Below are 24,580 nucleotides of genomic sequence, written 5' to 3'. Positions count from 1 at the left end.
CCGCTGCCGCATTAGGAGAAAGAGTTATGAACAAGATCGTTCACAGCAAGGGCGCAAGTGACATCGCCCGTTTTGAAAAGAACGCGGCTCATCTTGAAGCCAGCGGGATGTATGATCCGGCAGAAGAACATGCCAACTGTGGTGTGGGTCTGGTCGGTGCCATTGACGGCAAACCGCGCCGTGAAGTTGTCGAAGCCGGGATCGAAGCCCTTAAGGCCATCTGGCACCGTGGTGCTGTTGATGCCGACGGCAAGACCGGTGATGGCGCGGGTATCCACCTTCAGATCCCGCAGGACTTCTTCAAGGCCTATCTTAAAGTCATCAATCAGGAAGCGCCCGACAGCCTGATCGCTGTTGGTCAGGTCTTCCTGCCGCGCATCGACATGGCGGCACAGGAACGTTGCCGTGCGATTGTCGAAACCGAAATCCTCAAGCAGGGTTACGGCATTCTTGGCTGGCGTCAGGTGCCGGTTGATGTGTCGGTCATCGGTGAAAAAGCCAACCAGACCCGCCCGGAAATCGAGCAGGTCCTGATTGGCGTGCGCAGCGATGTCAGCGAAGAAAAGTTTGAAATCGACCTTTATGCCATCCGTCGTCGCATCGAGAAGGCCGTGCTTTCCGAGGCGATCAAGGATTTCTATATCTGCTCGATGTCCTGCCGTTCGGTGATCTACAAGGGCATGTTCCTGGCCGAGGACGTTGATACCTTCTATCCCGATCTGCGCGATGATCGTTTCATTTCGAACTTCTGCGTTTATCACCAGCGTTACTCCACCAACACCTTCCCGAGTTGGCCGTTGGCACAGCCGTTCCGTGTTCTTGCCCATAACGGCGAAATCAACACGCTGCGCGGCAACGTCAACTGGATGAAAAGCCACGAAGCGCGCATGGCACATGATGCCTATGCCGACAGCATCGATGACCTAAAGCCGGTGATCCAGCCGGGGTCTTCGGACTCGGCGGCTTTGGATGCGGTGTTCGAACTGATGGTGCGTGCTGGTCGTGACCTGCCGATGGTCAAAACCATGATGGTGCCGGAAGCCTGGTCGAAAAAGGCGTCCACGCCAGACAGCTACAAGAACCTTTATGCCTATTGCAACGCCGTAATGGAACCGTGGGACGGCCCGGCAGCACTTGCGGCTTATGGCGGCAAATGGCTGATGGGTGGTACGGACCGTAACGGTCTGCGTCCGTTGCGCTATGCCGTTACGGGCAATGGGCTTCTGATTGCCGGTTCCGAAGCCGGCATGGTTCATATCGACGAAGAAGCCTGTGTTGAAAAAGGCCGTCTCGGCCCGGGACAGATGATTGCGGTCAACCTCGAAGAGGGCAAGCTGCTTCATGATGCCGAACTGAAAGACCAGCTGGCCGCACGTCGCGACTGGTCAAAGTGGGTCGGTCGCACCAAGGTTCTTGATGATCTGATTTCGCCAGAACAGGCGGAACCAGTGAAACTTGAAAAAGAACGCCTGCTGCGTCTGCAGAAGTCGATGGGCCTCACGCACGAAGACCTTGAACTGATCCTCCATCCGATGGGTGAGGATGGCAAGGAAGCCATTGGCTCGATGGGCGATGACACCCCGCTTGCGATCTTGTCGGATCGTTATCGTGGCCTGCATCACTTCTTCCGTCAGAACTTCTCGCAGGTGACCAACCCGCCGATCGACAGCCTTCGTGAAGCGCGCGTCATGAGCCTGAAAACCCGTTTGGGCAATCTTGGCAACATCCTTGACGAGGATGAAAGCCAGTGTGACTTGCTCCAGCTTGAAAGCCCGGTTCTGACCAACGCCGAATATGACGCGATGCGCGGCTATATGGGCGACAGCGCTGTTGAAATCGACACCACCTTTGACATCAATGGTGGTCAGATGGCGCTGCGCGAAGCAATCTCGCGCATCCAGCGCGAAGCCGAAGAAGCTGTGCGCGGTGGTGCCCTGCACGTCATCCTGACCGACGAAGGCATTTCCGAAACCCGTGCGGCGATCCCGATGATCCTTGCGACTGGTGGTGTTCACAGCCACCTCGTCAAGACGTCGCTGCGGACCTATATCTCGCTCAACGTTCGCTCTGCCGAATGCATGGATGTGCATTACTTCGCCGTTCTGATCGGTGTCGGTGCAACCACGGTGAATGCCTATCTTGCGCAGGAAGGTCTGCTGGACCGTTATGCACGCGGCCTGTTCCCCAACGTGAACAGCACCGCCGAAGTCATGCAGCGCTTCAAGGCCGCAATCGATGCCGGTCTGCTCAAGATCATGTCGAAAATGGGTATTTCGATCATCAGCTCCTATCGCGGGGGCTATAACTTCGAAAGTATCGGCCTGTCGCGGTCCCTTGTGGCGGAATTCTTCCCGGGGATGCCATCGCGCATTTCGGGGATTGGCCTTCAGGGTATCCAGCGCCGTACCATTGCCCAACACAAAGAAGCCTTTAACGGCAATGTTGTGGTTCTGCCTGTCGGTGGTCTTTACAAGTACCGCCGCAGTGGCGAACGCCATGTCTGGACCGGTCCGCTGATCCATACGTTGCAGTCTGCCGTCACGACGGGCAGCTATCATTCCTTCAAGAAATTCTCCGAAGGTCTGCGTTCGCGTGAACCGCTGCATCTGCGTGATCTGCTTGATTTCCGTTCTGACCGCGAAAGCGTGCGTCAGGATCAGGTCGAAAGCATCACCGAAATCCGCAAACGTTTCGTCACCCCGGGCATGTCCCATGGTGCGCTGTCGACCGAGGCACACGAAGCGCTTGCGATTGCGATGAACCGCATCGGCGCGAAATCGAACTCCGGTGAAGGTGGTGAGTCGCGTGAACGTTTCCGTCCGCGTGCGAACGGTGACAATGCACGTTCCTCGATCAAGCAGGTTGCATCCGGTCGTTTCGGTGTGACGGCCGAATACCTGAACAACTGCGAGGAAATCCAGATCAAGGTTGCCCAGGGTGCAAAACCGGGCGAGGGCGGTCAGTTGCCGGGCTTCAAGGTCACGGTCGAAATCGCCCAGCTGCGTCATGCAACGCCGGGTGTGACCCTGATTTCGCCGCCGCCGCACCATGACATTTACTCGATCGAAGATCTGGCCCAGCTGATCTATGACCTTAAACAGATCAACCCGCGCTGCCGTGTTTGCGTGAAGCTGGTATCGCGTTCGGGTGTCGGTACGATTGCTGCTGGCGTTGCCAAGGCAAAAGCCGACGTGATCCTGATTTCCGGGTATGACGGCGGTACGGGTGCAAGCCCGCAGACCTCGATCAAATATGCTGGCGTGCCATGGGAAATGGGCCTGTCGGAAGTCAACCAGGTTCTGACGCTCAACAACCTGCGTGACAAGGTCAAGCTGCGCGTTGACGGTGGTTTCAAAACCGGCCGTGACATCGTGATGGGCGCGATGCTTGGTGCCGAGGAATTCGGTATCGGCACCGCATCCCTGATTGCGCTTGGTTGCATCATGGTCCGTCAGTGCCATTCCAACACATGCCCGGTCGGTGTTTGTACCCAGGATCCGGCGCTGCGTGCCAAGTTTGTCGGCACCGCAGACAAGCTGGTCAACCTGTTCACCTTCATGGCAGAGGAAGTCAAAGACGTTCTGGCCGAGCTTGGCTATACCCGTCTTGAAGAGGTCATTGGCCGTTCGGACCTGCTCCATCAGGTTCATCGTGGCGCCAAAGACCTTGTTGACCTTGACCTTAACCCGCTTCTGGCACAGGCCGATGCCGGTGACCATGCACGTTTCTGCACCATCGAAGGCCGCAACGAAGTGCCGGACACCCTTGATGCCCAGATGATCAAGGATGCCCGTCCGCTTCTTGAAGACGGCGAAAAGATGCAGCTGCAGTACAACATCCAGAACACCCAGCGCGCGATTGGGACCCGGATGTCGTCACTGATTACGCAGAAATACGGCATGACCGGCCTGAAACCGGGCCATCTGCATGTCCGTCTGCGCGGATCAGCTGGTCAGTCGCTTGGTGCCTTTGCCGTGCAGGGGCTCAAGATCGAAGTACAGGGCGATGCCAACGACTATGTCGGCAAGGGGCTGTCGGGCGGAACGATTGTTCTGCGTCCGCGGCCAAGTAGCTCGCTTAAGACCAACGAAAATACCATCATCGGCAACACCATTTTGTATGGTGCGACCTCGGGCAAGCTGTTTGCTGCGGGTCAGGCCGGTGAACGTTTCTGTGTGCGTAACTCCGGCGCGACCGTTGTGGTCGAAGGCTGTGGCTCGAACGGTTGTGAATACATGACCGGCGGCACGGCTGTCATTCTTGGTTCCGTTGGTGAAAACTTCGGTGCCGGCATGACCGGCGGTATGGCGTTCATCTATGACACCGAAGGCACTTTTGCCGATGTCGTTAATGATGGCTCCATTCTGTATCAGCGCATTGAAACCCAGCATTGGGACGAACATTGCCGTTCTCTGATCGAAGAGCATGTGAACGAAACCGAAAGTGGTTTTGCGCGCACGATCCTCGATAACTGGGACCGTGAACGCGGCAACTTCTGGCAGATCGTGCCAAAAGAAATCGTCGACAAGCTGGAACACCCCATTCGCTCCGAGAGCGAAAACCAGGCAACTGCGTGATCCCTCACGCTTTTGCGCAAGCTCCCTTGTCCAACACACCTGGACAAATGAACTCGCCCCGTACTTCGGTACGGGGCTTTTTTCTTTGCGGGGTTTGTGGGTGAAATGCCGCGCAAATATCGACGTTACGCCCATGCGTTCCCGACAGGACCGACATGACGGGACGCGATGCAGCGTTGCCGGTTACAACAAAATGTTCAAATAGGTCCCGCGCCGGGCGTTGTGGTCAATCTGATCAGTGGCAATCAGGTTGCGCAGGCGGGCAAGCTGGGATGCGATGAAGCTGTCAGAGGATGGCTGATCGGAATTGGTTCCAACCCGGCCACGCGACGCAATGGCACCTTGCGGACGCGCGCGTGCGTCCTGTAGGCCTGTTTGCGAAGAGCCGGTCCCAATTCTGTTGGTCGCCATGTGATCATCCACATTTGAAAGTGACATTTACACTATCACGTGGATCGACCTTTGTCATGATCGGGCAACAGGGCGGTTTTCGCCAAATCAATTGCGGCGTGCATGATCCAGACAGAAAAAAGGGTGGTCGTACAAGACCACCCCGGAGGAAGCTAACGAGAGGGAAAAATCACGTTAGGATATTAACTTTGGTGCCACGGTTGCCACTGGTTTCAAGCGGCTGATGCTCGGTCACGATCGAACCGATGACCTTTGCAAGTCCCGTTGCCTTGTTGATCGCGCCTTCTGCGGCTGCGAAAGGCAGAGACGGGTCTGCACCACCTTTGGGCGTAATTGCGTCATTCACAGCCTGTGCTGCTGAACCAAGTCCTGAACCTTGAACTGAGCCGATCATCCTGACCTCATCACTTGTCCGGAAGGGCTGTGCCCTTGTTTCGCCGGGATGGTTATCATCTGTCTGTCACTCACGGTATGAGCATCTGATAGTGATATAAGTGACGGTTGTCACACTATCCAGTGTCACAGCAAAGCGCAGCTCGTCAATCGCCTGTTTTGCAAGCATTTTAGCTAATATAGACGGGTAAGATTTTTTTAACCCTTCGGCGAAATTTGCATCGTTTCGCGGTCGTCAGGGTTGGGACTCGAATACAATTGCCGCACGTTAGGTTGTCTTTGCGCGACTGGATGCCAGCTTAAGCGCATCCTGAATGGCTTTTTGCAGTTGTCCCGGCCGGAACGGCTTTTTGACAAAAACATAATTGCCAAGAAGGTTCTCGAGCTCCATGCGCGAACGGGCCGGATAACCCGACACAAAAACCACGCCATAGTGCGGGCTTTGCCGCAGCGCTTCAATAACCAGCTGTGGTCCGCTCCGTCCGGGCAATACGACATCGGTCAGAATAACGTCAAACGGTGCGTCGTCGACGTTTTGGCTAAGAATCGTCAAGGCTTCTTCTGTGCTCTTGGCGGTCTCGGTCTTGTACCCCGCATCGTCGAGGATGATTTGTGCGGTTGTGCGCAGCGCATGTTCGTCATCAACAATCAGAACACGTTCGCCATTGCCGGGAAATTCACCGATTTCGGCAACTTCGTGCACTGGTTCAGTATCGGGCTCGGAGCGGGGCAGGTAGATGGAAAAGGTCGTGCCTTCGCCCTCGATGCTTTCCAGATTGATAAAGCCATGTGCCTCTTCGACCCAGCTATGGACGATGGAAAGCCCAAGGCCTGTGCCTTTACCCGGTTCCTTGGTCGAGAAGAAGGGCTCGAAAATATGGTCGATCACATCTGCGGGGATACCGGTTCCGGTATCCTGAATGGTGATAACGACATACTGTCCTTCTGCCTCGGGTGGATAGATGTCGTCGCCTTCATCAATGCCACGCTGGGCAATTGGCGGAACATCTGCCTTGCTGCATGATATCTGAAGTGTTCCGCCATTCGGCATCGCATCACGTGCATTGATGGCAAGATTGAGGATACAGGCAGAAAGCTGTGTCGGGTCTACCCTTGTATGAAGATTGGGTTCATCTGACCAGATTTGCAGATCAATCCGATGTTCAAGTAAGGTCACCAGCAACTTTTCCATCTCTGAAAAGATGCCTTCGACACGAACGTTCTTGGGTTGGTCGATCCTGCGGCGCGAGAACATCAAGAGCTGGTCGGCAACCCCGGTTGCCCGTTCACCCAACGAGATGACGTGATCGATATATTCTTTGACCCGCTCAGGATTATCGATTTTGGCGCGCGCCACTTCGGCAAAACTCAAAATCCCGGCAAGGCAGTTATTAAATTCATGGGCGACACCGCCTGCCATCTGGCCAACGGCTTCGAGTTTCTGCGATGTGGCAAGCTGGCGTTGCAGCGCCTGCTGTTCTTCGGCAGCACGCTTTTGGTCGGTGATGTTGCTGCCCGTCCCGCGATAGCCGTTAAAACTGCCATCCAGGGCAAAGACCGGAACACCATTGATACGGCCGAACTGCTTTTCGCCGTCTCGCGATATCCAGGAAAACTCGATGTTGTAGAAGGCAGTATGTTTGTTCAGGTGCTGATTAAGCTGTTGCCAGCCTTGAGGGTGCTCGGGCTGAAGCCCCAGTTTGTCAAAGGACTGCCCCTGCGGGGTGCCGTTGATCTCTTCGATAAGTTGATAAAACTTATAGGAGGCAAAAGCGATTTTGAAATCGCTGTCCATTTCCCAGTACCAGTCGGCCGAGGACAGGGTGAAGTCACGAAACCGTTCTTCACTGTCGCGAAGGGCGTCCTGGGCGGCTTGATGCTGCTGGGTGCGACGTTCAAGGCTTTCGGCCATGGCATTCAGGCCGCGTTCGAGAATCCCGATTTCGTCACGTCCCATGGGCGTCAGCCGTGAACTGAGTTTGCCGATCTGGATCTTGTTCACAAATTGTGCCGCGGTGATCAGACGTTTCAGCACCGTTTGCTGGGTAAACAGGAAAATCAACCCGGACGTCAGCAAAAGGCACAGTGCCGACCCGATCAGCAGCACCGATTGCATCTGTCGCTGGCTTTCTTCAAGGCCTTTTGTCGACACCTTGAGATAGACATACATGAAGGGCTGATTGGCATTCAGATTGAAGATCGGCGTGATGCTGACCATGCTGGTGCCAGTCGGATCATCGACCGTCATCAGGACCTGTTCGGTCATGCCCGGACTTAATTGATCCTCCGGGAAATCCGGCAATGAGCTGACCGATGTGCCGATCTTGAGCGGATCGGTAGAATGATAAATTGTGCCGTCAAAGCCAACGGCCAAAGCCTGCTGCAGGTGCGGACCCAGCAGAAGTTTCATCTGCTCGGGATCGCTCAGAATGGATACTTTGAGTTGTTCATGCTGAATAAGCCGTCCGGGCGTGCTGATCTGTTCGGCGATGCGGCGATCAATTTCAGCCCCGAAATACTGCACATAGTAGCCACCAAACAGGCCCAGAAGAATGGTTTCCACAACGATGATTGCAAGTGCGATCTTGAAAACCAGACTGCCGATCAATCGGTCAAACAGCGTCCTCAAATGATTTCGGCTCCCATTCAGAATGATGCATTTTGTGCGCGGATTTTATTCGCCGAGAATAAAATACTGACTTGGGTTTGTGGGCGCTGGTGTCGCGTAACTCCAGGCAGCAGGCATGACCTTTGGAACGTTATGGAAGTTCCGGGCCACCACGCCTTTTCGGTTCGGCGGCAAAGCGATTCCCATAACGTAAAACTGATCGGCACTGATGTCGAGAATATCACGCATTAGTTGATTCTGTTTTTCGGCGTTTGCTGTGGCTTTGAGCTGGTCATACAGGTCAAACTGGGTGCGAACGGCATCTGGTGGCGTAACAGCATTGGGACTTTCCGGATTGAGGTACCAATTTGCCCAGCCGGTTGCATACCAGGACGATTCGGAAGAAATCGGCAGATAGTTGATCGGGATCACCATCGCGTCCAGACCGCCATCGCCGCCCCAGGCACTGGCATGATGCTCATTGCGTTCGCGCAAGGCGACGAACTCGTCACGTGGCAGGTTCCGCGCGGTTACGTCAATCCCAAGGTCACGCCAATAGCGCGTAACCGCATTAAGCATTTCAAATCGTTCCGCGCCCTCCGTATCAATCGTAAACGAAAGCGGCTTGCCATCCGGACGCTTCAGAATTCCGTCCGCAGTTTTGGCTGTCAGGCCTGCTTTTGCCAGGAAGTGCTGGGCAAGCTCAACATCGTGCGCCATGAACTGCCGTGCCAGAACCGTGTGGTATTGCGGACTTTCCGGTCGTGGTGCCGCCTGATGGGGCAGGGCACCGGGAACAAAGCGGTCAATCACGGCGTAGCGGTCTATCGCATGGGACAGGGCAATACGGAAATCCTTGCTTTGGAAGATCTTGCGCAGCACCAGGTCCTTGTCATTCAGATTGAGCGACAAGGTCATGATGTTCATGTCACTTTCCACCAGTGTGAAAGGCAGCAAATCCGTGTTGCGTGCAAGCACCTCATCGGCGTGTTTGCTGACATGACGTTCCTGCATGTTGACCTTGCCAGAGATTGCCGCATCGCCTGCAGCACTTTTTGACGGCACAAGCGTCATCGACACCCTGTCGATATAGGGGAGCTGGCGGCCAGTCGGATCAATTTTCCAGTAGTAAGGATTGCGTTTGGCGACCAGCGGATCATCCTTGCCATAGACGCCGGTTAGGACCCATGCATTCAGGGTCGGGACATCCGGATTGTTCCAGCGTGACGGGTCGTCAATCGTGCCGGGTTGACCAAACACGTCAACAAAGCGTTCTTCCCACCCGGCATAGCCCATTTCTTTGGCCGTGGCGTCGGCATTGGGGTTGTATTTCGGCAAAAGCGGTTTGAGAAAATGCGCCGGATAGCTTACCGGCTCTACGCCTTCGGGGCGGGCCAGTGCAGTTGGAAACAGGCCATATGGCTTGCTGAACCGAAACGCGACGGTGTGCGGATCAATTGCATCAATCTGTACCGTATTGCCACCAGATGTCAGCCATTCCGGAACAGAATCCGCGAATGCGGGATTGTTGAGGATGTCTTCATACCAGAAAACGATGTCGGCTGCGGTAAATGGCGCGCCATCAGACCAGCGCATACCGGGGCGCAGGCGGAAAAAGAACTCTGTAGCATCGCTGCTTGGTTGAAAGGACAGGGCCACATTCGGAATGGTCGATGACCATTGCGGGGTCCAGCGCAGAAGCGGCTCGTATCCGATATTTCGGATCAAAAGGGCATGGTCCCGCTTGTTGCGCTGTGCCATTTGCCACGTTCCGCCATAGGTGCCAACCCGGTCATTGGGGGTGACAATCATTGGTGTTTTCGGCAGACGGTCTTTTACTGGCGGCAGAGTCCCGTCTTCAACTTGCTTGGCAAGTTCGGGGGCCTCACCGAATTCCATAGCGTGGGTGTCGCTGATGTTCGTCAGCAGCGCGGCCAGTGCAACAATCAATATAAATGTATGGTGCCTCACAAAAATCTGTGCCCCCGTGATTTTGTGCGCTTTGTTCTAACGTATCGTTTTTGCTACCCGAAAGGTGAGGTAGGTTATGCCTTTCAAATTAGTTAGACAACAGGACTTGTTAAAGTACAAAATTCGCAAACAGGTATTTTTTGTATCTCTGCGACACCCTGCACGGCTGAAAAGCCTCTGCCATCTTATATGATGTCGTATCTCTTGGCGAATTACGGCGCGTCAAATATGTGATGGTTACTGAATGATACCGGGTGCCGGCATTGCTCATTTTGAATTGCTCAAACTACAGCCTAACAACGCAAGTCACTGTTAATCAAAGTTTCTTTAAGTCTAATATAATAAGCCTGTGTTGAGATAAAACATATACGAACGACTGAGTTTTTGATCCTAGTGCAAAGCGCGGTATGATAGGCGTCGCGATGATGTGCTACGAAAGTTTTGCCAATGACGCACTCTGACAACCCCGATCAAACCAAGGATGGGCCATCGTTTTTGCCGGGGCCGAAGCCTGCCGCGCCGATCCCGCGTTACGAATCGGGATCGGATCCGGGTTTGCGTGAAAGGTTGCGCGGAACGGCGCGGGACGCAGCGGCTCTTCCTGTCGTTTCTGATGCGGACGGTTTCAGTGTGGCCGGCATTGAAGGCATGATCGACCGCAAGAAAGCCAATGTGGCGGCGAAAATTGTTGAAACCGACCCTGATCAGGCGCTGCGCGTGATCCGCAACTGGCTGCTTGATGATTAGTTTCCAGTGCGCCCTCTATCCGTCTGCGCGATCTATGGTGGTTTCCGCGATCCAGGCGGTGTGTCGATAATGCTTTGGATATCCTGTGGTTTTTGTCATGGTTCTGTGCAGAAACCACAGTGGTAAGCATCCGGGGGCGGGCTTTGACAGATTTCAGTAAGCTGATTACAGAACAGTTTTGCACTTTTGATCCCGCCTATATCGCGCAACAAAAAGCCTATGCCGCAAAGCTCTCTCCCCTGCAGGAAAAGCTGATCGCGATCCAGAAAACCGGTAACAGCATGGCGGCCTCCGATCAAAAAATGATCGAATGCAAATGGCTGCTGCAATACACCGCCGACTGGGAAAAGCTTGATTCCAAACTTGATGACTTTGCCAGTTCCCTGAAAAATCCGGATCAGGCGTGGGCCGAAAAACAGGTGGCAACCGACGGTTCCTGGGGGCCTTGTTATGACCAATGGTTCCTGAAAGTCGATGCCATGATTGACGCGGTCAATACCCTGGCCGATGCCGGGCAAGCGCCCGAATACCCGTTTGCATTCATGGCGCCAATTGCAACGCCCGACAAAATGGTTGCCTGGCTTGACGGGCAGAAAACGTCAAAAATTTTCGATGATGGCCTTGATCGTCGTGATGCCCTTGGTGCGGTTACGGCCGCTCTGTCACAGATGTGTTTCAAAAGCGAAATCCGCGATTACTTCAAAGCCAATGTTAAGGGTTTTGATCTGACGGATGATTACATCTCTGCTTACAAAACATGGCTTGATGATTGGCAGGATGATCAAAGCGGTTATTGGGGCGGCTGGTTTGATACAAAGGATCAAGGCGTTCTCAAAAGCAGTGATCTTAGTCTGACCTTTCACAATATTTCCTATCAGCACGGCAAGGTCGATCTATGGACCCAGATTTTTGACACCACACTTGCGATCCGCGATGATGCATACCCGTTTGGCTGGAAGCACAACGGTGATTTCAACAATCACAATAATTATGACGTCACCAAGATTTTCGACCTTGGCTGGTCAAAGGTCGATGGCACCACCCAAAATGCGGCGTCCAGGGACATTGCATTGGTGCTGCACTGGTGCCTGACCAAATCCATGACGCCTGATGGCGGGTTTATTGATGATCCCACTTTTTATAACTCGGTCGGGGCGGCCTATTACTATGGAGTCTCGTTCCTTGATCAGGCGGGATATTTTGGCACAACCGCGCCCTTCTGGACCGACAAGCCGTTCCCGGATGGGCCAGCACTTTGCTGCAAAATCCAGAAAAAGATCAAATCCGAAGGTCTGGATGATGACGAGGCCAAGGCAGCGCTGGAAAAACTCGTTGATGCCTGCGGGAATTGCACGTGATCGGCCAAAATATTTGAATAATTTGATCTATGCATTGGCGAAACAGGGATTTTTGCACCCATATTGATAGTCAAGAACAACAACCCATAACGAGGTTTCGAATGACGGATCGAACAGACATTGACCTTGCGAAATTGCGCGCCCGCCTGGAAGACAGACGGACCGAAATTCTGTCGCATTCGACGCATTCAGAAGATTATCGCAAGCCGGTCGAACTTGATCAGCAGGCTGTCGGTCGTCTGTCGCGGATGGATGCCCTGCAAAATCAGGAAATGCACCTTGAACAGGAACGTCGTCGCACGGTCGAGTTGGAGCGCATAGAAAAAACCCTCAAGCGCATGGATGATGACGAATACGGTCATTGCCACAATTGCGGCGAACCAATTGCCGCCAAGCGATTGGAGTTCGATCCGACCACACCGCTTTGTGTTGATTGTGCCGACCATGTGAGCCACGTCTGATTTTCAGACGTAAACACAGGAACCAACGACGCTGCGTGCGATCTGTTTTGTACGCAGCGTTTTCATGAGACCGGGAGAAAGTGTTTGCCAGTGTTCGGGCAACAGCATGATCGGATCAAGTACCGTCATATCCTGTGTGTGCTTTTGGCCGTTCTGGCCGTGCTGGCAGTTCCAGGTTCCTTGCGCGCGCAAGGCAGTTGTGCGCCGATCAGTGCCCCCGAAGCCTTTCTTGAATTCAACCATATGGACCCGATGCTTGATCGGCATCGCTCCGTGCGCTGGCTAAATAGCCGTGCGGGCGGCAATGCTAGCTATCTCGTCACCGGCTTGACCGAATATGAAGTACAAGCGTCATTTGATATGCGCTTTGAACCGCGCGAAGTCGGCGCAGGGCGTTATTGCCTTGATCCAGTAAGGGTCAGTCCCAAGGTCAATGTGGTCAAACATCTTGTCTATATCGCCTCCGAACTGGAACGCGGCACCTGTGAATATGATGTCGTCTATGCCCACGAAGGTGAACACGTCAAAATCAATCAGGGCATGGAGGCCGATATTCGGGCATCGCTTGATGATCTGGTTGATGATGTTGTCAGAAAAGTCGGCGCCATGTTTCCGATGCCCGCCGAAAATGCGCAGCGTGCCATGCGGCGGCTGATTTCGGAATATAGTCGGGGTTTCAAAAGGCGACTTAATGACATTCGTCGGCGCAGTAGCCAACTGCACGAGCGGATCGACACCCCGGCCGAATACAAGAAGCTGTCACTGGCGTGTGGCCCGAATTCGGCATTTCAAACGACCTTGCAGGACGCGATGCGATAGTTCCGAAAGACAGCTTAGTTTGCACTGTCAGATACGTGCGCCCCATCAACGCCGGCAACTTCGCGCAATTCAGGCAGGTTAAGCACAAAGATATTGCGGGATTTAAACTCAAGCAGGTCATGACGCCTGAAATCGGCAATAATTCGGCTGGCTGTTTCAGTTGTGATGCCAAGCATCGCGCCGATATCTTCGCGCCCGGGAAGGGTGCAGGTACTCGTCACATCGTCATGCAGAAACAGGCAAAGACGTGCCACCCGTTCGCGCGCTGTACCGGTCGACATCTGGGTTAACCAGTTATCCGATTCCATCACCGCCTGATGCCAGCGATTAAGCACCTGCTTGTGCAAACGCGGACTTTCATTATCAAGCTTTTCGATCACCGCAATTGGAATACGGCAAAGCTTGCTTTCTTGCAGGGCTTCTGCGTGATGGGTGAAGCAATCACTGACCAGCGCCTCAAGCCCGATGGTGCCGCCTGGCTTTACAAGCCGCACAACCCGCTGATTGCCATCAGGCAGGTAATGCACAAGTTTGATCAGGCCAGAACGCAGGGTATAGATCGATTGCGCCTGATCACCGGCATTGTAAAGCGTGTTGCGCCTTGGCAATGCGATGTCTTCAACCGGCATATGGACAAGTTTGAAATCCTCGTCCGTCAGGTTGTTGAACAGGGCAAACTTCCGCACACCGCATTCGCGGCATCGCGCAAGCTCGGGTCGGAATGTGTAGCTTGTTGTATGGTTCACGCTTTCCACCCATGAAAACGGGCTGATCTTGAATGCGGGATCAAACCCGACCACGGTAAACATTGAAAAGTTTAATCAATCCAAACCTTAGCGTAATGTACCGTAGCAGAATGTGAAATCATTGCATAGAGATGCCTGACCGGTTTAACGGCATGCTCGGAACGGCGGTCTTAGCTGGTGGAATCCAGCGTCACCAAACCTTTTTCAATCGCATAGCGCACAAGGCCTGCCGAACTATCAATATCAAGCTTGCGTTTTATGTTGCGCCGATGTGTTTCCACGGTCCGAACACTGATATCAAGTTCGCGTGCCACATGTTTGTTGCTGGCCCCTTTTGCCAGAAGGCGCAAAACCGTGCGTTCGCGCGACGTCAGCGGCACACCATCACTGGCGGTATCTTCGCCATCGGTGATGCGATCAAATGTCGAACTGAATGCCTCGCCACCATTGGCCACGGTTTCGATTGCGCGCACCATGTCATTGGATGACACGTCTTTAAGGATAAAGCCCTTGGCACCGGCCTGTTGTGCCGTGCGCAGATATTCCGGGTTTTCATGCATCGACAGGATAACAACCTTGGTGCCCGGCAGGGTTTCACGGAACTTTTCTGCCGCTTCAAGGCCGTTCATCACCGGCATTGAAATGTCCATCAGGACGATGTCGGGGTGAAGGTCGTCCGCCATGGTCAATGCTTCCGCACCGGTGCCAGCTTCGCCAACGATATTGATATGCTCAAAGCATTCCAGACGCGACCGGATGCCGTCCATTACAAGCGCGTGATCGTCACAAAGCAAAATCCGCAATGGCCGATCTGTGGAATAAACTTCTTTGGCATTGGTGACATTGGTCATGGATCGAACGTGTTCCTGTCGCGTGGCTGTCGGGTGTAGGGTCATGACCCTGCTGTGGCCAGATTAACCGCTGATTGCGTCATCGGGTAGGGCATTCTGGCTGGTAGCGGGAATAAATGCAGTAATTTTGGTGCCATCATCGGGTTCAGAGCGCACCGCAAGCCCGCCGCCATGAAATTCCATGCGTTCGCGCATGTTGCGCAGACCAATGCCCGCCCTCGGATCACGGTTTCGGATATACCGGTTGGTCTCAAACCCGACGCCGTTATCGGAAATGCGCATCACGATGCTTTGGCCTTCGCGTTTGATGGTGATTTTGACCACCGTGGCATCGGCATGGCGTTCGATATTGGTAAGTGTCTCCTGCAGCACGCGATACAGCGTGGTTTTCTTGCCGATATCAAGCTGCCCATCAATGTTTTCACACTTTACTTCGATCAGGATGCCCGAACGGTCTTGCAGCTCCGCGCACATGCTTTCGATTGCAGGTTTCAGGCCAAGGTCATCAAGAACCGCCGGACGCAGATCGCGTGAAATGCGCCGGACTTCATGAATGGCGTCCTGTAATCGTTTGGCCGCCTTTTCCATCGGTTCCATGGCGTTGTCGCGTTTTTGCGTAATCCGCGCAATCGCGGTTTCAACCGAATATTTGACGGAAACCAGTATCTGGCTGATGCCGTCATGCAGTTCGCGCGATACCCGAAGGCGTTCCTGTTCTTGCACATCAACAACCCGATGCGTCAGTTCCTTAAGCTTTGAGTCGGCCAGCTTGCGTTCCGACAGGGTGACAACCGTGCCGGAAATGCCAACGAGTAACACCGCCAGAATGGTCACCCCGATGATCGAAATGGTGGTTTCGCGGATATGGGTGGAAACTTCGGCCTCGATCTCGGTGACCTGTTCGGCGATATCGTCGATGTAAATCCCCGTTCCGATCATCCAGTCCCATTTATCAAGCATCAGCGAATAGGTGATCTTTTCGGTCGGCTCCCCAGTCGATGGCTTTTCCCAGACGTGGCGCATGAAATCGCCACCCTTTTCCGCATTGAAGATCAGGCCCTGAATAACCGTGTTGCCGTTGATATCACGCAGGTTCCAATAGGTCCGCCCGACGCGCCACGGCTGGGGCGGTTCAACAAGCGCTGTGCCATCGCGGTCATAGATAAAGAAATACCCGTCCTCGCCATAGCTCAGGTCTTCGATGATGGCCTTCACGCGTTCCTTGGATACCGCATCCAGTGGGCTTGCCACCGAATAGATGTGGTCAATGGATGCCATCGCCAGCTCAAGATAGCTTTTCAGCTCATCCTTGCGGGCCTGCAGGATGTTGCGTTCAAACGTCCTGATCTCGGCTTCGGCCAGACGTTCGGCCTGGGCAAAGACCAGCCACGAGATTGCAGAAGCTGCAAGAACCAGCGGCAGGATCGAGAGCAGCAAAAACTTTAGTCGAAGATTGAGCTTCGGCATGGGCATAACCGTTTCGGGATTTCCAGTTTTTCCGAGGGCGGACAATAGCATATTCGCGCCAAAAGTCGCTGAAAGATCGCGGTTTTCTGGTCGCTGTGATTGAAGAGGATCAGTGGCGTGTTCCGTATGGTGAAAAGAAACTGGTCGGGATATCTGAAAATTGGTATTACCAATTCATGAGATCATGCTTTGACAGGGAGAGGGCAATGCGCATATACCAGAACCGTCGCCTGCCCACCGGGCGCCGAAAGCTCTGGATGCATTGCACAAGATCTCTGCGTGCTGGCATCCCGTATCGCCACAAAAGATATGGCGTTGCAGGCATCCCGCACCGCGACGCATTCAAGGACCATATCGTGGCGTTTCACTTGGTTTTGGCAGGCGCGCACAGGCACGCTCCTGTCAGGAAAATGTGTTAGGAGCCCGGTGTCCATGACGCGTTCAGCACCAAAGCGTATCCGTAAACTTCTGGTCGCCAACCGTGGCGAAATTGCGATTCGTGTTTTGCGAGCTGCCAACGAACTTGGCATTCGCACAGTTGCGATTTTCTCTGACGAAGACCGTTTTGCCCTTCACCGTTTCAAGGCTGATGAAAGCTACACGGTGGGCAAGGGTAATAAACCCATTCGCGCCTATCTCGATATCGAGGACATCCTGCGTGTCGCGCGCGATGCCGATGTCGATGCGATCCATCCGGGCTATGGCTTCCTGTCGGAAAATCCCGAATTCGCCGATGCCTGTGCCGAAGCCGGCATTCAGTTTATCGGTCCGGATTCAGAAGTCATGCGCACCTTGGGCAACAAGGTTTCTGCGCGTAATCTGGCCGAAAGTGCCGGTGTGCCGGTCATGCCCGCCTCAAGCGCGCTTCCCGAAGACATGGCCGAAGTTACCCGCATCGCCGAGGATATCGGCTATCCGCTGATGCTGAAAGCCAGCTGGGGCGGTGGTGGCCGTGGTATGCGGGTTATCGAAAACGGCAAGGATCTGTCAGCGCAGGTGCTGGCCGCCCGCCGCGAGGCCGAGGCCGCCTTTGGCAATGGTGAAGTTTACTTTGAAAAACTGATCCGCCGTGCCCGCCATGTCGAGGTTCAGCTTCTTGGTGATACCCACGGCACCCTTGTTCATCTCTATGAGCGTGACTGTTCCGTTCAGCGCCGCAACCAGAAAGTCGTTGAACGTGCGCCCGCACCCTATCTCGATGATGATCAGCGCAAGGAAATCTGTGATGCAGCGATCCGCCTTGGCAAGGCGGCCAACTACGTCAATGCCGGGACGGTCGAGTTCCTTATGGATGTTGATACATCCAAATTCTATTTCATCGAGGTCAATCCCCGCATTCAGGTCGAACATACCGTCACCGAATGCGTGACCGGCTTTGATTTGGTCAAGGCACAAATCCTGATCGCGCAGGGTGGGCGCATCGGTTTCCCGTCCGAAACCGGTATCCCCTGGCAGGACAAGATCAAGCTGCGTGATCATGCGCTTCAGTGCCGTATCACCACCGAAAACCCGGAAAACAACTTTGTCCCCGATTACGGGATCATCAAGGTTTACCGTGGTGCCAACGGCTTTGGCATTCGTCTTGATGGTGGCACGGCCTATTCCGGGGCGGTGATTACACCGTTCTATGACAGTATGCTTGAAAAGGTCACCGCATGGGGCAGCACCCCGCGCGAAGCGGTGGATCGCATGGACAGGGCCCTTCGCGAATTCCGTATTCGCGGTGTTGCGACCAACCTTGCCTTCCTTGAAAACCTGATCAATCACCCGAAATTCCGGGCCGGTGAATACACGACCCGTTTCATTGACGAAACGCCCGATCTGTTCAAGTTCGTGCGCCGTCGTGACCGTGCCACCCGCCTGCTGCGCTTCATCGGCGAGGTTGCGGTCAATGGCAACCCCGAAGTCGAAGGCCGGGTTGTTCCGACCAATCTGCATGATCCGGTGATGCCAAAATCGATTGATCTTGGCGAAATTCGCCCGGGCACCAAGCAAAAGCTTGATCAATTGGGGCCAGAGGGTTTCTCGCGCTGGATGAAGGATCAGGAACGCGTCCTGATGACCGACACCACCATGCGTGATGCCCATCAATCCTTGCTGGCGACCCGCATGCGCACCTATGACATGCTCGAAATTGCGCCCTATTACGCGCATGGTCTGCCGGAACTGTTTTCGCTTGAATGCTGGGGTGGGGCGACCTTTGACGTTGCCATGCGCTTCCTTAAGGAAGACCCGTGGGATCGTCTGGTCAAATTGCGCGAACGTGTGCCCAATATCCTGACCCAGATGCTGCTGCGCGCCTCCAACGCAGTTGGCTATACCAACTATCCCGACAATGCCGTGGATTACTTCGTCAAGCAGGCGGCTGAACACGGCATGGATGTTTTCCGCGTGTTTGATAGCCTCAACTGGGTTGAAAACATGAAGGTCGCGATGGAGTCGGTTCTTAAAACCGACAAGCTCTGCGAAGCGACCATCTGTTACACCGGCGATATCTATGACAAGGACCGCCCGAAATATAACCTTGATTACTATGTGAATATGGCCCGCGAACTTGAAGCTGCCGGTGCCCATATTCTCGGTCTTAAGGATATGGCGGGTGTCTTGCGTCCGGCGGCTGCGACCGAACTGGTGACCGCACTCAAGGACACGGTCAATATCCCGATCCACTTCCACACCCACGACACCAGCGGTATCTCGGCGGCAACCGTGATTGCCGCCATTGATGCCGGTGTTGATGCGGTCGATGCGGCCATGGATTCCATGTCGGGTCTGACATCGCAGCCAAATCTGGGCTCGATCGCCAATAACTATATCGGTCAGCCGCGCGATCCGGGCCTTAAGACCGAGGCGCTCAAGGAAGTCTCGACCTATTGGGAACAGGTCCGCCGTTACTATGCCGGTTTCGAAAGCGACATTCGCAGCGGCACATCGGACGTTTATGTCCATGAAATGCCGGGTGGCCAGTACACCAACCTGCGTCAGCAGGCCCGGGCCCTCGGGATCGAGGATCGCTGGCCCGAAGTGTCCAAGGCGTATGCTGCGGTCAACAAGATGTTTGGCGATGTCGTCAAGGTCACGCCAAGCTCCAAGGTCGTTGGTGATATGGCGCTGATGATGGTGACGTCCGGTTTGTCTGAGGAAGACATTCTTGATCCCAAAAAGGACATCGCCTTCCCGGACAGTGTTATTTCCTTCTTCCGTGGTGAAATCGGTCAGCCGGTCGGCGGTTTCCCGCCCGCCCTGCAGCGCAAGGTGCTTAAAGGTGGCGAAGCCCTGACAGATCGTCCGGGCAAGTCATTGCCGCCGATTGATTTCGAAGCCACCCGCAAGGAAATCGAGAAAAAGACCCATCGCAATATCAGCGATGCCGAGGTTGCATCCTATGTGATGTATCCCAAGGTGTTCCTTGATTACGCCGAACATCGCAGCCACAACGCCGACGTTTCGGTTCTGCCAACCCCGGTCTTCTTCTACGGGATGAACCAGAACGATGAAATTTCGGTCGATCTGGAAAAGGGCAAGACCCTTGTCATCCGCTATCTGACAACTTCGGAAGCCGGTGACGAGGAAGGCAACCGTACCGTGTTCTTCGAACTGAACGGTCAGCCGCGCACGGTAAAGGTCGCCGATAAGACTCTGGCAGCGTCGGGCAAGGCAAAACCAAAGGCCGAAGACGGCAATGGCTTGCATGTTCCCGCTCCGATGCCGGGCCTTGTGGTCGAAGTTCACGTTTCCGAAGGCCAGAAGGTCAAGGCGGGCGATGTCATGTGCTCGCTTGAGGCGATGAAAATGGAGACCGCGGTTCACGCGGAAAAGGACGGCACCGTGGCCAAAATCCACGCCCCTGCCGGTACACAGGTCGACAGCAAGGATTTGCTGGTCGAATTGACGGAGTAAACAACCGATGCTTAGGATGCCTGAGCCTGATCAGAACACTCTTGCACGTCGCAAGGACATTATCGCGGCCATGCGGGACATCATCCCGACACCGGGCGGGGTTATTGTCGATGATGATCAGCTCAGGCCCTATGAATGCGACGGGTTGATGGCTTATCGGCAATTGCCGATGATCGTTGTCCTGCCGGAAAATACCGCGCAGGTCGCAGCCATCCTGAGATATTGTCATACAAATAAGATCCGTGTCGTTCCGCGCGGTGCCGGTACCGGTTTGTCCGGTGGAGCGTTGCCGATGGCCGATGCGATTACCATTAGTATGATGAAATTCAATCGCGTGCTTGATATCGACTGGGACAACCGGGCCGCCGTCGTGCAGCCCGGTGTCACCAACCTTGGCATCACGCGCGCGGTCGAACACGAAGGTTTTTATTACGCTCCCGATCCATCAAGCCAGATCGCGTGCTCCATCGGGGGGAATATCGCCGAAAATTCCGGCGGGGTGCATTGCCTAAAATACGGGCTTACCACCAACAATGTGTTGGGTGTCGAAATGGTCACCATCGAAGGTGACATCCTGCGCATCGGTGGCAAGGGCCTTGATCAGGCGGGCTATGACCTGCTTGGCATCGTTACCGGGTCCGAAGGGTTGCTTGGTATCGTGACCGAAGTAACCGTTCGCATCCTACGCAAACCCGAAACCGCGCGGGCGCTTCTGCTGGGCTTTAATTCATCTGAAGAAGGCGGCAATTGCGTTGCCGCCATCATTGCCGCCGGGATCATTCCGGGCGGTCTTGAAATGATGGATGCCCCGGCAATCAAGGCGACCGAGGAATTCGTTCAGGCCGGCTATCCACTTGATGTCGAGGCGCTTCTTCTGGTCGAACTTGATGGCCCGCAGGTCGAAGTCGATTACCTGATTGATCGGGTCGGCAAGATCGCCAAGGATTGCGGGGCGGTCTATTCGCGCATTTCCGAAAGCGAAGAAGAGCGCCTGCTGTTCTGGTCAGGCCGCAAAAACGCCTTCCCGGCGATTGGCCGCATTTCACCGGATTACATGTGCATGGATGGCACCATTCCGCGTGGCCGCCTGTCCGAAGTCCTGACGGGTATGCAGGATCTGTCCAGACAGCATGGGCTTGGTGTTGCCAATGTCTTCCATGCCGGTGACGGCAATTTGCACCCGCTGATCATGTTTGATGCCAACAAGCCGGGCGACCTTGAAAAGGCCGAGGCATTCGGGGCCGACATCCTCAAGCTTTGTGTCGCGGTCGGCGGTGTGCTGTCGGGTGAACATGGCATCGGCGTCGAAAAGCGTGACCTGATGGGCGAGATGTTCACAAGTGATGACATGAAGCATCAGGAACGCATCAAAATGGCCTTTGACGAGGACCAGTTGCTCAACCCCGGCAAGGTATTCCCGACCTTGCATGGCTGTGGGGAGCTTAAAACCCTGCATGCCAAGGCGGTGGCCGACAAATTCCCGGATATCCCGCGCTTCTAGGCACAGCGCACTAATAAAAGAAGCAAACAAGACAAAACAAAGGCCTGCCAATCGGCTCCCGCAAATCCGATGGATCAGGCTCAGGAGAGGAAAAGAGAGAGTTATGGTGGACGTACTTTCCCCCACCACGCCGGATCAGCTGCGCGACGCAGTCGGTTGGGCGCTTGGATCAGAGACCCCGCTTGAAATCATCGGATCAGGCAGCAAACGCGCCTATGGGCACAGCGTTCAGACCAATGCGGTGCTGGACTGCTCCAAACTGTCGGGCATTCTGTTTTATCAGCCCGAAGAACTGGTGATTTCCGCACGCGCCGGAACACCTCTTTCCGACATCAAGGCCGCCCTTGCCGAAAAGAACCAGCAATTCCATTTCGAGCCAGGCAATTTTCCTGCCTTGCTTAATGGCGCAAGCGGCCCGAATGCCGGAACCATCGGCGGACTGGTGGCCTGCAACCTTGGTGGACCGCGCCGGATCAAGGTCGGCTCTGCACGGGATCATGTTCTTGGCTTCGAAGCTGTTTCTGGCCGGGCAGAGGACTTTAAGTCCGGCGGTCGGGTGATGAAAAACGTTACCGGGTTTGATCTTTCGAAACTGATGTCTGGCTCGTTTGGCACCCTTGGCGTCATGCATACCGTGACGCTTAAGGTCATGCCAAATGATGAGACATCGGCCACTGTGATTGTTGCGTGCAGTGACCCGCGGGCTGCTGGTAAGGCCATGACACTGGCCATGCGCAGTGAAAACGAAGTTTCGGCCGCCGCCTGGATCGCGCCCGAAGACGCGCCGCACCTTGATGTGCCGCTTGCTGGTGAATATGGCAGTGGCCTTGTGGCGTTGCGGATCGAAGGACCCCATCCCTCTGTTGCCTGGCGGGCCGATGCGTTGTGTCGTGCATTGGCCGATTTTGGCGAATGTCACGAAGTCCCGGAAAGTCACAGCCATAATATCTGGCGTGTTGTTGCCGATGTGGTTCCGTTTGCTGCATCTCAAAACGCAGGCAGTATTCTTTGGCGCGTGTCGGTTCCCCCGGCAAGCGGCGGGAATATCTGTGCAGACCTGATGGAAAAAACCGGCGGACGCACGATGATGGATTGGGCTGGTGGCCGGGTCTGGTTGCAGCTTTCCGGTTCTGATGCGCCCGATGGCATGGCCGGTACGATCCGCGATGTGGTGACGTCGGCGGGCGGGCAGGCCGATCTGGTCCGTGCACCAGACGATATGCGCCAAAGCATCGCAGTCTTCCAACCTGAAAACCCGGCTCTTGCGCGCATCAATGCCCGGATCAAGGAAAACTTCGATCCGCATGGCATCCTTAATCCGGGGCGCATAGCACCCGTTTCACAGAACGGGGAGGGCGTGTAATGCAAACCAACTTCACCCCAGCCCAGCTTGAAAATCCGGCGATTGCCGAAAGTGAACAGATCCTGCGCAAATGCGTGCATTGCGGTTTCTGCACCGCGACCTGCCCGACATTTGTGACCCTGGGTGATGAACTTGATAGCCCGCGTGGCCGCATTTACCTGATCAAGGACATGCTGGAAAATGACAAACCGGCGACCGAAAAGGTGGTCAAACATCTTGATCGCTGCCTGTCATGTCTTTCCTGTACAACCACATGTCCATCTGGTGTTGATTACATGCACCTGATCGATAATGCGCGCGCCCATATCGAAGAAAACTATGAGCGCCCGCTGGGTGATCGCTTGTTGCGCAAGCTGCTGTCGATTGTTGTGCCCAACCCGACCCTGTTTCGGATGTCGCTGATCGGGGCGAAATTTGCCGCACCGTTTGCACGTTTGATGCCCGGTCGGCTCAAGGGCATGGTCAAGATGGGGGCACGTCATATGCCACCGCCAAGCTGGGTTGATAAACCACAGGTGATCCCGGCGATTGGCGAACGCAAAGGCCGCGTTGCAATCCTGATCGGCTGTGCGCAGCAGGTGCTTGAAACCGAAATCAACGAATCGACGGTTCGTCTACTCACCCGTCTTGGGATCGAGGTGGTGGTCGCCAAGGGCGCTGGTTGTTGCGGATCGCTTGTCCATCACATGGGCAAGGAAGAACAATCGCATGCCCAGGCCAAGGGCAATATTGATGCCTGGACCAATGAGCTTGAGGGCGAGGGGCTTGATGCAGTCGTGATTACCGCATCGGGCTGTGGCACCACAATCAAGGATTACGGCCATATGCTACGCCATGACCCGGCCTATGCCGGCAAGGCAGCCACGGTCTCGGCCCTTGCCAAGGATATTACCGAATATCTGGCAAGCCTTGATATTGATGACGCGGTCTTTGCCGGTGCCAGCCACGGGAACCCGCGTGTTGCCTACCATTCGGCGTGTTCGATGCAGCATGGCCAGAAGATCACCCGTCCGCCACGCGATCTTCTTAAACAGGCCGGTTTTGAAGTTGCCGAAATTGCCGAAGGTCATCTGTGCTGTGGTTCTGCCGGGGTTTATAACCTGTTGCAGCCCGAAATCGCAGGCCAGCTTCAGGAGCGCAAACGCGGCAATATCCGTGCGACCCAGCCTGATCTGGTCGCCACCGGTAATATCGGCTGCATGGTGCAGATCGAAACCGACGACCTCAAGGTTCTGCACACTGTGCAATTGCTTGATTGGGCGGCGGGCGGCCCGGTACCGGAAAAACTGCGCGACCGGATGCCCGTGGGTGAGCTTGCCGGTTAGGCCCGGTACTTCAGGATCAAAAAACACAAAGGACGGCAGTGGAAAACCCTCTGCCGTCCTTTTGATTTCTGACCACCACGTT

Annotated in this window: 16 protein-coding genes; 9 read left to right on the top strand and 7 right to left on the bottom strand. The window is 54.8% G+C overall.

Annotation, left to right across the window (positions count from 1 at the left end):
* Positions 1-26 precede the first annotated feature (26 nt).
* A complete protein-coding gene (gene gltB / locus AUQ43_RS13360; protein WP_062956731.1) occupies positions 27-4,577 on the top strand; it encodes a glutamate synthase large subunit in 4,551 nt (1,516 codons plus the stop codon).
* A 183-nt stretch (positions 4,578-4,760) separates the two neighbouring features.
* Here the strand turns inward: gltB and AUQ43_RS13355 are convergent, their stop codons facing one another.
* The 4 genes from AUQ43_RS13355 to AUQ43_RS13340 all read right to left on the bottom strand — a co-directional run bounded on the left by AUQ43_RS13355 (position 4,761) and on the right by AUQ43_RS13340 (position 9,939).
* Entirely contained in the window at positions 4,761-4,988 is a 228-nt protein-coding gene (locus tag AUQ43_RS13355; RefSeq protein WP_062957308.1) for a hypothetical protein, read from the bottom strand.
* Positions 4,989-5,157: 169 nt separating this feature from the next.
* Positions 5,158-5,382 (bottom strand): hypothetical protein, encoded by a 225-nt coding sequence (locus AUQ43_RS13350; RefSeq protein ID WP_062956730.1) that lies wholly within the window; start codon positions 5,380-5,382, stop codon positions 5,158-5,160.
* A gap of 267 nt (positions 5,383-5,649) precedes the next feature.
* Entirely contained in the window at positions 5,650-8,010 is a 2,361-nt protein-coding gene (locus tag AUQ43_RS13345; RefSeq protein ID WP_062956729.1) for an ATP-binding protein, read from the bottom strand.
* A gap of 45 nt (positions 8,011-8,055) precedes the next feature.
* Complete coding sequence (locus tag AUQ43_RS13340) at positions 8,056-9,939, bottom strand: ABC transporter substrate-binding protein (protein WP_232310673.1); 1,884 nt, start codon at positions 9,937-9,939, stop codon at positions 8,056-8,058.
* Between the two features lie 468 nt (positions 9,940-10,407).
* Between AUQ43_RS13340 and AUQ43_RS13335 the strand changes: the two genes are divergently transcribed.
* The 4 genes from AUQ43_RS13335 to AUQ43_RS13320 all read left to right on the top strand — a co-directional run bounded on the left by AUQ43_RS13335 (position 10,408) and on the right by AUQ43_RS13320 (position 13,345).
* A complete protein-coding gene (locus AUQ43_RS13335; RefSeq protein ID WP_062956727.1) occupies positions 10,408-10,707 on the top strand; it encodes a hypothetical protein in 300 nt (99 codons plus the stop codon).
* 143 nt (positions 10,708-10,850) lie between these two features.
* Positions 10,851-12,065 (top strand): hypothetical protein, encoded by a 1,215-nt coding sequence (locus AUQ43_RS13330; protein ID WP_062957307.1) that lies wholly within the window; start codon positions 10,851-10,853, stop codon positions 12,063-12,065.
* Between the two features lie 101 nt (positions 12,066-12,166).
* Positions 12,167-12,526 (top strand): TraR/DksA family transcriptional regulator, encoded by a 360-nt coding sequence (locus AUQ43_RS13325; protein WP_062956726.1) that lies wholly within the window; start codon positions 12,167-12,169, stop codon positions 12,524-12,526.
* 90 nt (positions 12,527-12,616) lie between these two features.
* Positions 12,617-13,345, top strand: coding sequence for a hypothetical protein (locus tag AUQ43_RS13320; RefSeq protein WP_062956725.1), 729 nt, complete (start codon positions 12,617-12,619; stop codon positions 13,343-13,345).
* A 14-nt stretch (positions 13,346-13,359) separates the two neighbouring features.
* Here AUQ43_RS13320 and AUQ43_RS13315 read toward each other — a convergent pair whose 3' ends face one another.
* The 3 genes from AUQ43_RS13315 to AUQ43_RS13305 all read right to left on the bottom strand — a co-directional run bounded on the left by AUQ43_RS13315 (position 13,360) and on the right by AUQ43_RS13305 (position 16,409).
* The gene (locus AUQ43_RS13315; protein ID WP_062957306.1) at positions 13,360-14,091 is read right to left on the bottom strand and encodes a Crp/Fnr family transcriptional regulator; all 732 of its coding nucleotides are present in this window, start codon (positions 14,089-14,091) and stop codon (positions 13,360-13,362) included.
* Positions 14,092-14,261: 170 nt separating this feature from the next.
* On the bottom strand, positions 14,262-14,942 hold the full coding sequence (locus tag AUQ43_RS13310) for a response regulator transcription factor (protein ID WP_062956724.1): 681 nt from the start codon (positions 14,940-14,942) through the stop codon (positions 14,262-14,264).
* A gap of 63 nt (positions 14,943-15,005) precedes the next feature.
* Positions 15,006-16,409, bottom strand: coding sequence for a cache domain-containing protein (locus tag AUQ43_RS13305; RefSeq protein ID WP_062957305.1), 1,404 nt, complete (start codon positions 16,407-16,409; stop codon positions 15,006-15,008).
* 432 nt (positions 16,410-16,841) lie between these two features.
* Between AUQ43_RS13305 and AUQ43_RS13300 the strand changes: the two genes are divergently transcribed.
* The 4 genes from AUQ43_RS13300 to glcF all read left to right on the top strand — a co-directional run bounded on the left by AUQ43_RS13300 (position 16,842) and on the right by glcF (position 24,498).
* Positions 16,842-20,309 carry a pyruvate carboxylase gene (locus AUQ43_RS13300; RefSeq protein WP_062956723.1) on the top strand — a complete coding sequence of 1,156 codons (3,468 nt, stop codon included), beginning with the start codon at positions 16,842-16,844 and terminating at the stop codon, positions 20,307-20,309.
* Positions 20,310-20,325: 16 nt separating this feature from the next.
* A complete protein-coding gene (locus AUQ43_RS13295; RefSeq protein WP_062956722.1) occupies positions 20,326-21,810 on the top strand; it encodes an FAD-linked oxidase C-terminal domain-containing protein in 1,485 nt (494 codons plus the stop codon).
* 103 nt (positions 21,811-21,913) lie between these two features.
* Positions 21,914-23,173: a glycolate oxidase subunit GlcE gene (gene glcE / locus AUQ43_RS13290; protein WP_062956721.1), complete on the top strand. Its 1,260-nt coding sequence runs from the start codon at positions 21,914-21,916 to the stop codon at positions 23,171-23,173.
* On the top strand, positions 23,173-24,498 hold the full coding sequence (gene glcF / locus AUQ43_RS13285; protein WP_062956720.1) for a glycolate oxidase subunit GlcF: 1,326 nt from the start codon (positions 23,173-23,175) through the stop codon (positions 24,496-24,498). The genes glcE and glcF overlap by 1 nt, the downstream gene beginning before the upstream one ends.
* The last annotated feature ends 82 nt before the right edge of the window (positions 24,499-24,580 follow it).

It is taken from the genome of Thalassospira sp. MCCC 1A01148, from assembly GCF_001613795.1.
Taxonomy (GTDB): Bacteria; Pseudomonadota; Alphaproteobacteria; order Rhodospirillales; family Thalassospiraceae; genus Thalassospira.
The sequence above is the reverse complement of the archived record's forward strand: the minus strand, read 5'-3'. Positions and strand labels throughout refer to the sequence as shown.

Bases quoted from the DNA above. Each gene is read 5' to 3' on its own strand.
- gltB (WP_062956731.1), top strand. From the start codon at position 27: ATGAACAAGATCGTTCACAGCAAGGGCGCAAGTGACATCGCCCGTTTT.
- AUQ43_RS13355 (WP_062957308.1), bottom strand. From the start codon at position 4,988: ATGGCGACCAACAGAATTGGGACCGGCTCTTCGCAAACAGGCCTACAG.
- AUQ43_RS13350 (WP_062956730.1), bottom strand. From the start codon at position 5,382: ATGATCGGCTCAGTTCAAGGTTCAGGACTTGGTTCAGCAGCACAGGCT.
- AUQ43_RS13335 (WP_062956727.1), top strand. From the start codon at position 10,408: ATGACGCACTCTGACAACCCCGATCAAACCAAGGATGGGCCATCGTTT.
- AUQ43_RS13325 (WP_062956726.1), top strand. From the start codon at position 12,167: ATGACGGATCGAACAGACATTGACCTTGCGAAATTGCGCGCCCGCCTG.
- AUQ43_RS13310 (WP_062956724.1), bottom strand. From the start codon at position 14,942: ATGACCAATGTCACCAATGCCAAAGAAGTTTATTCCACAGATCGGCCA.
- AUQ43_RS13305 (WP_062957305.1), bottom strand. From the start codon at position 16,409: ATGCCGAAGCTCAATCTTCGACTAAAGTTTTTGCTGCTCTCGATCCTG.
- AUQ43_RS13300 (WP_062956723.1), top strand. From the start codon at position 16,842: ATGACGCGTTCAGCACCAAAGCGTATCCGTAAACTTCTGGTCGCCAAC.
- AUQ43_RS13295 (WP_062956722.1), top strand. From the start codon at position 20,326: ATGCCTGAGCCTGATCAGAACACTCTTGCACGTCGCAAGGACATTATC.
- glcE (WP_062956721.1), top strand. From the start codon at position 21,914: ATGGTGGACGTACTTTCCCCCACCACGCCGGATCAGCTGCGCGACGCA.
- glcF (WP_062956720.1), top strand. From the start codon at position 23,173: ATGCAAACCAACTTCACCCCAGCCCAGCTTGAAAATCCGGCGATTGCC.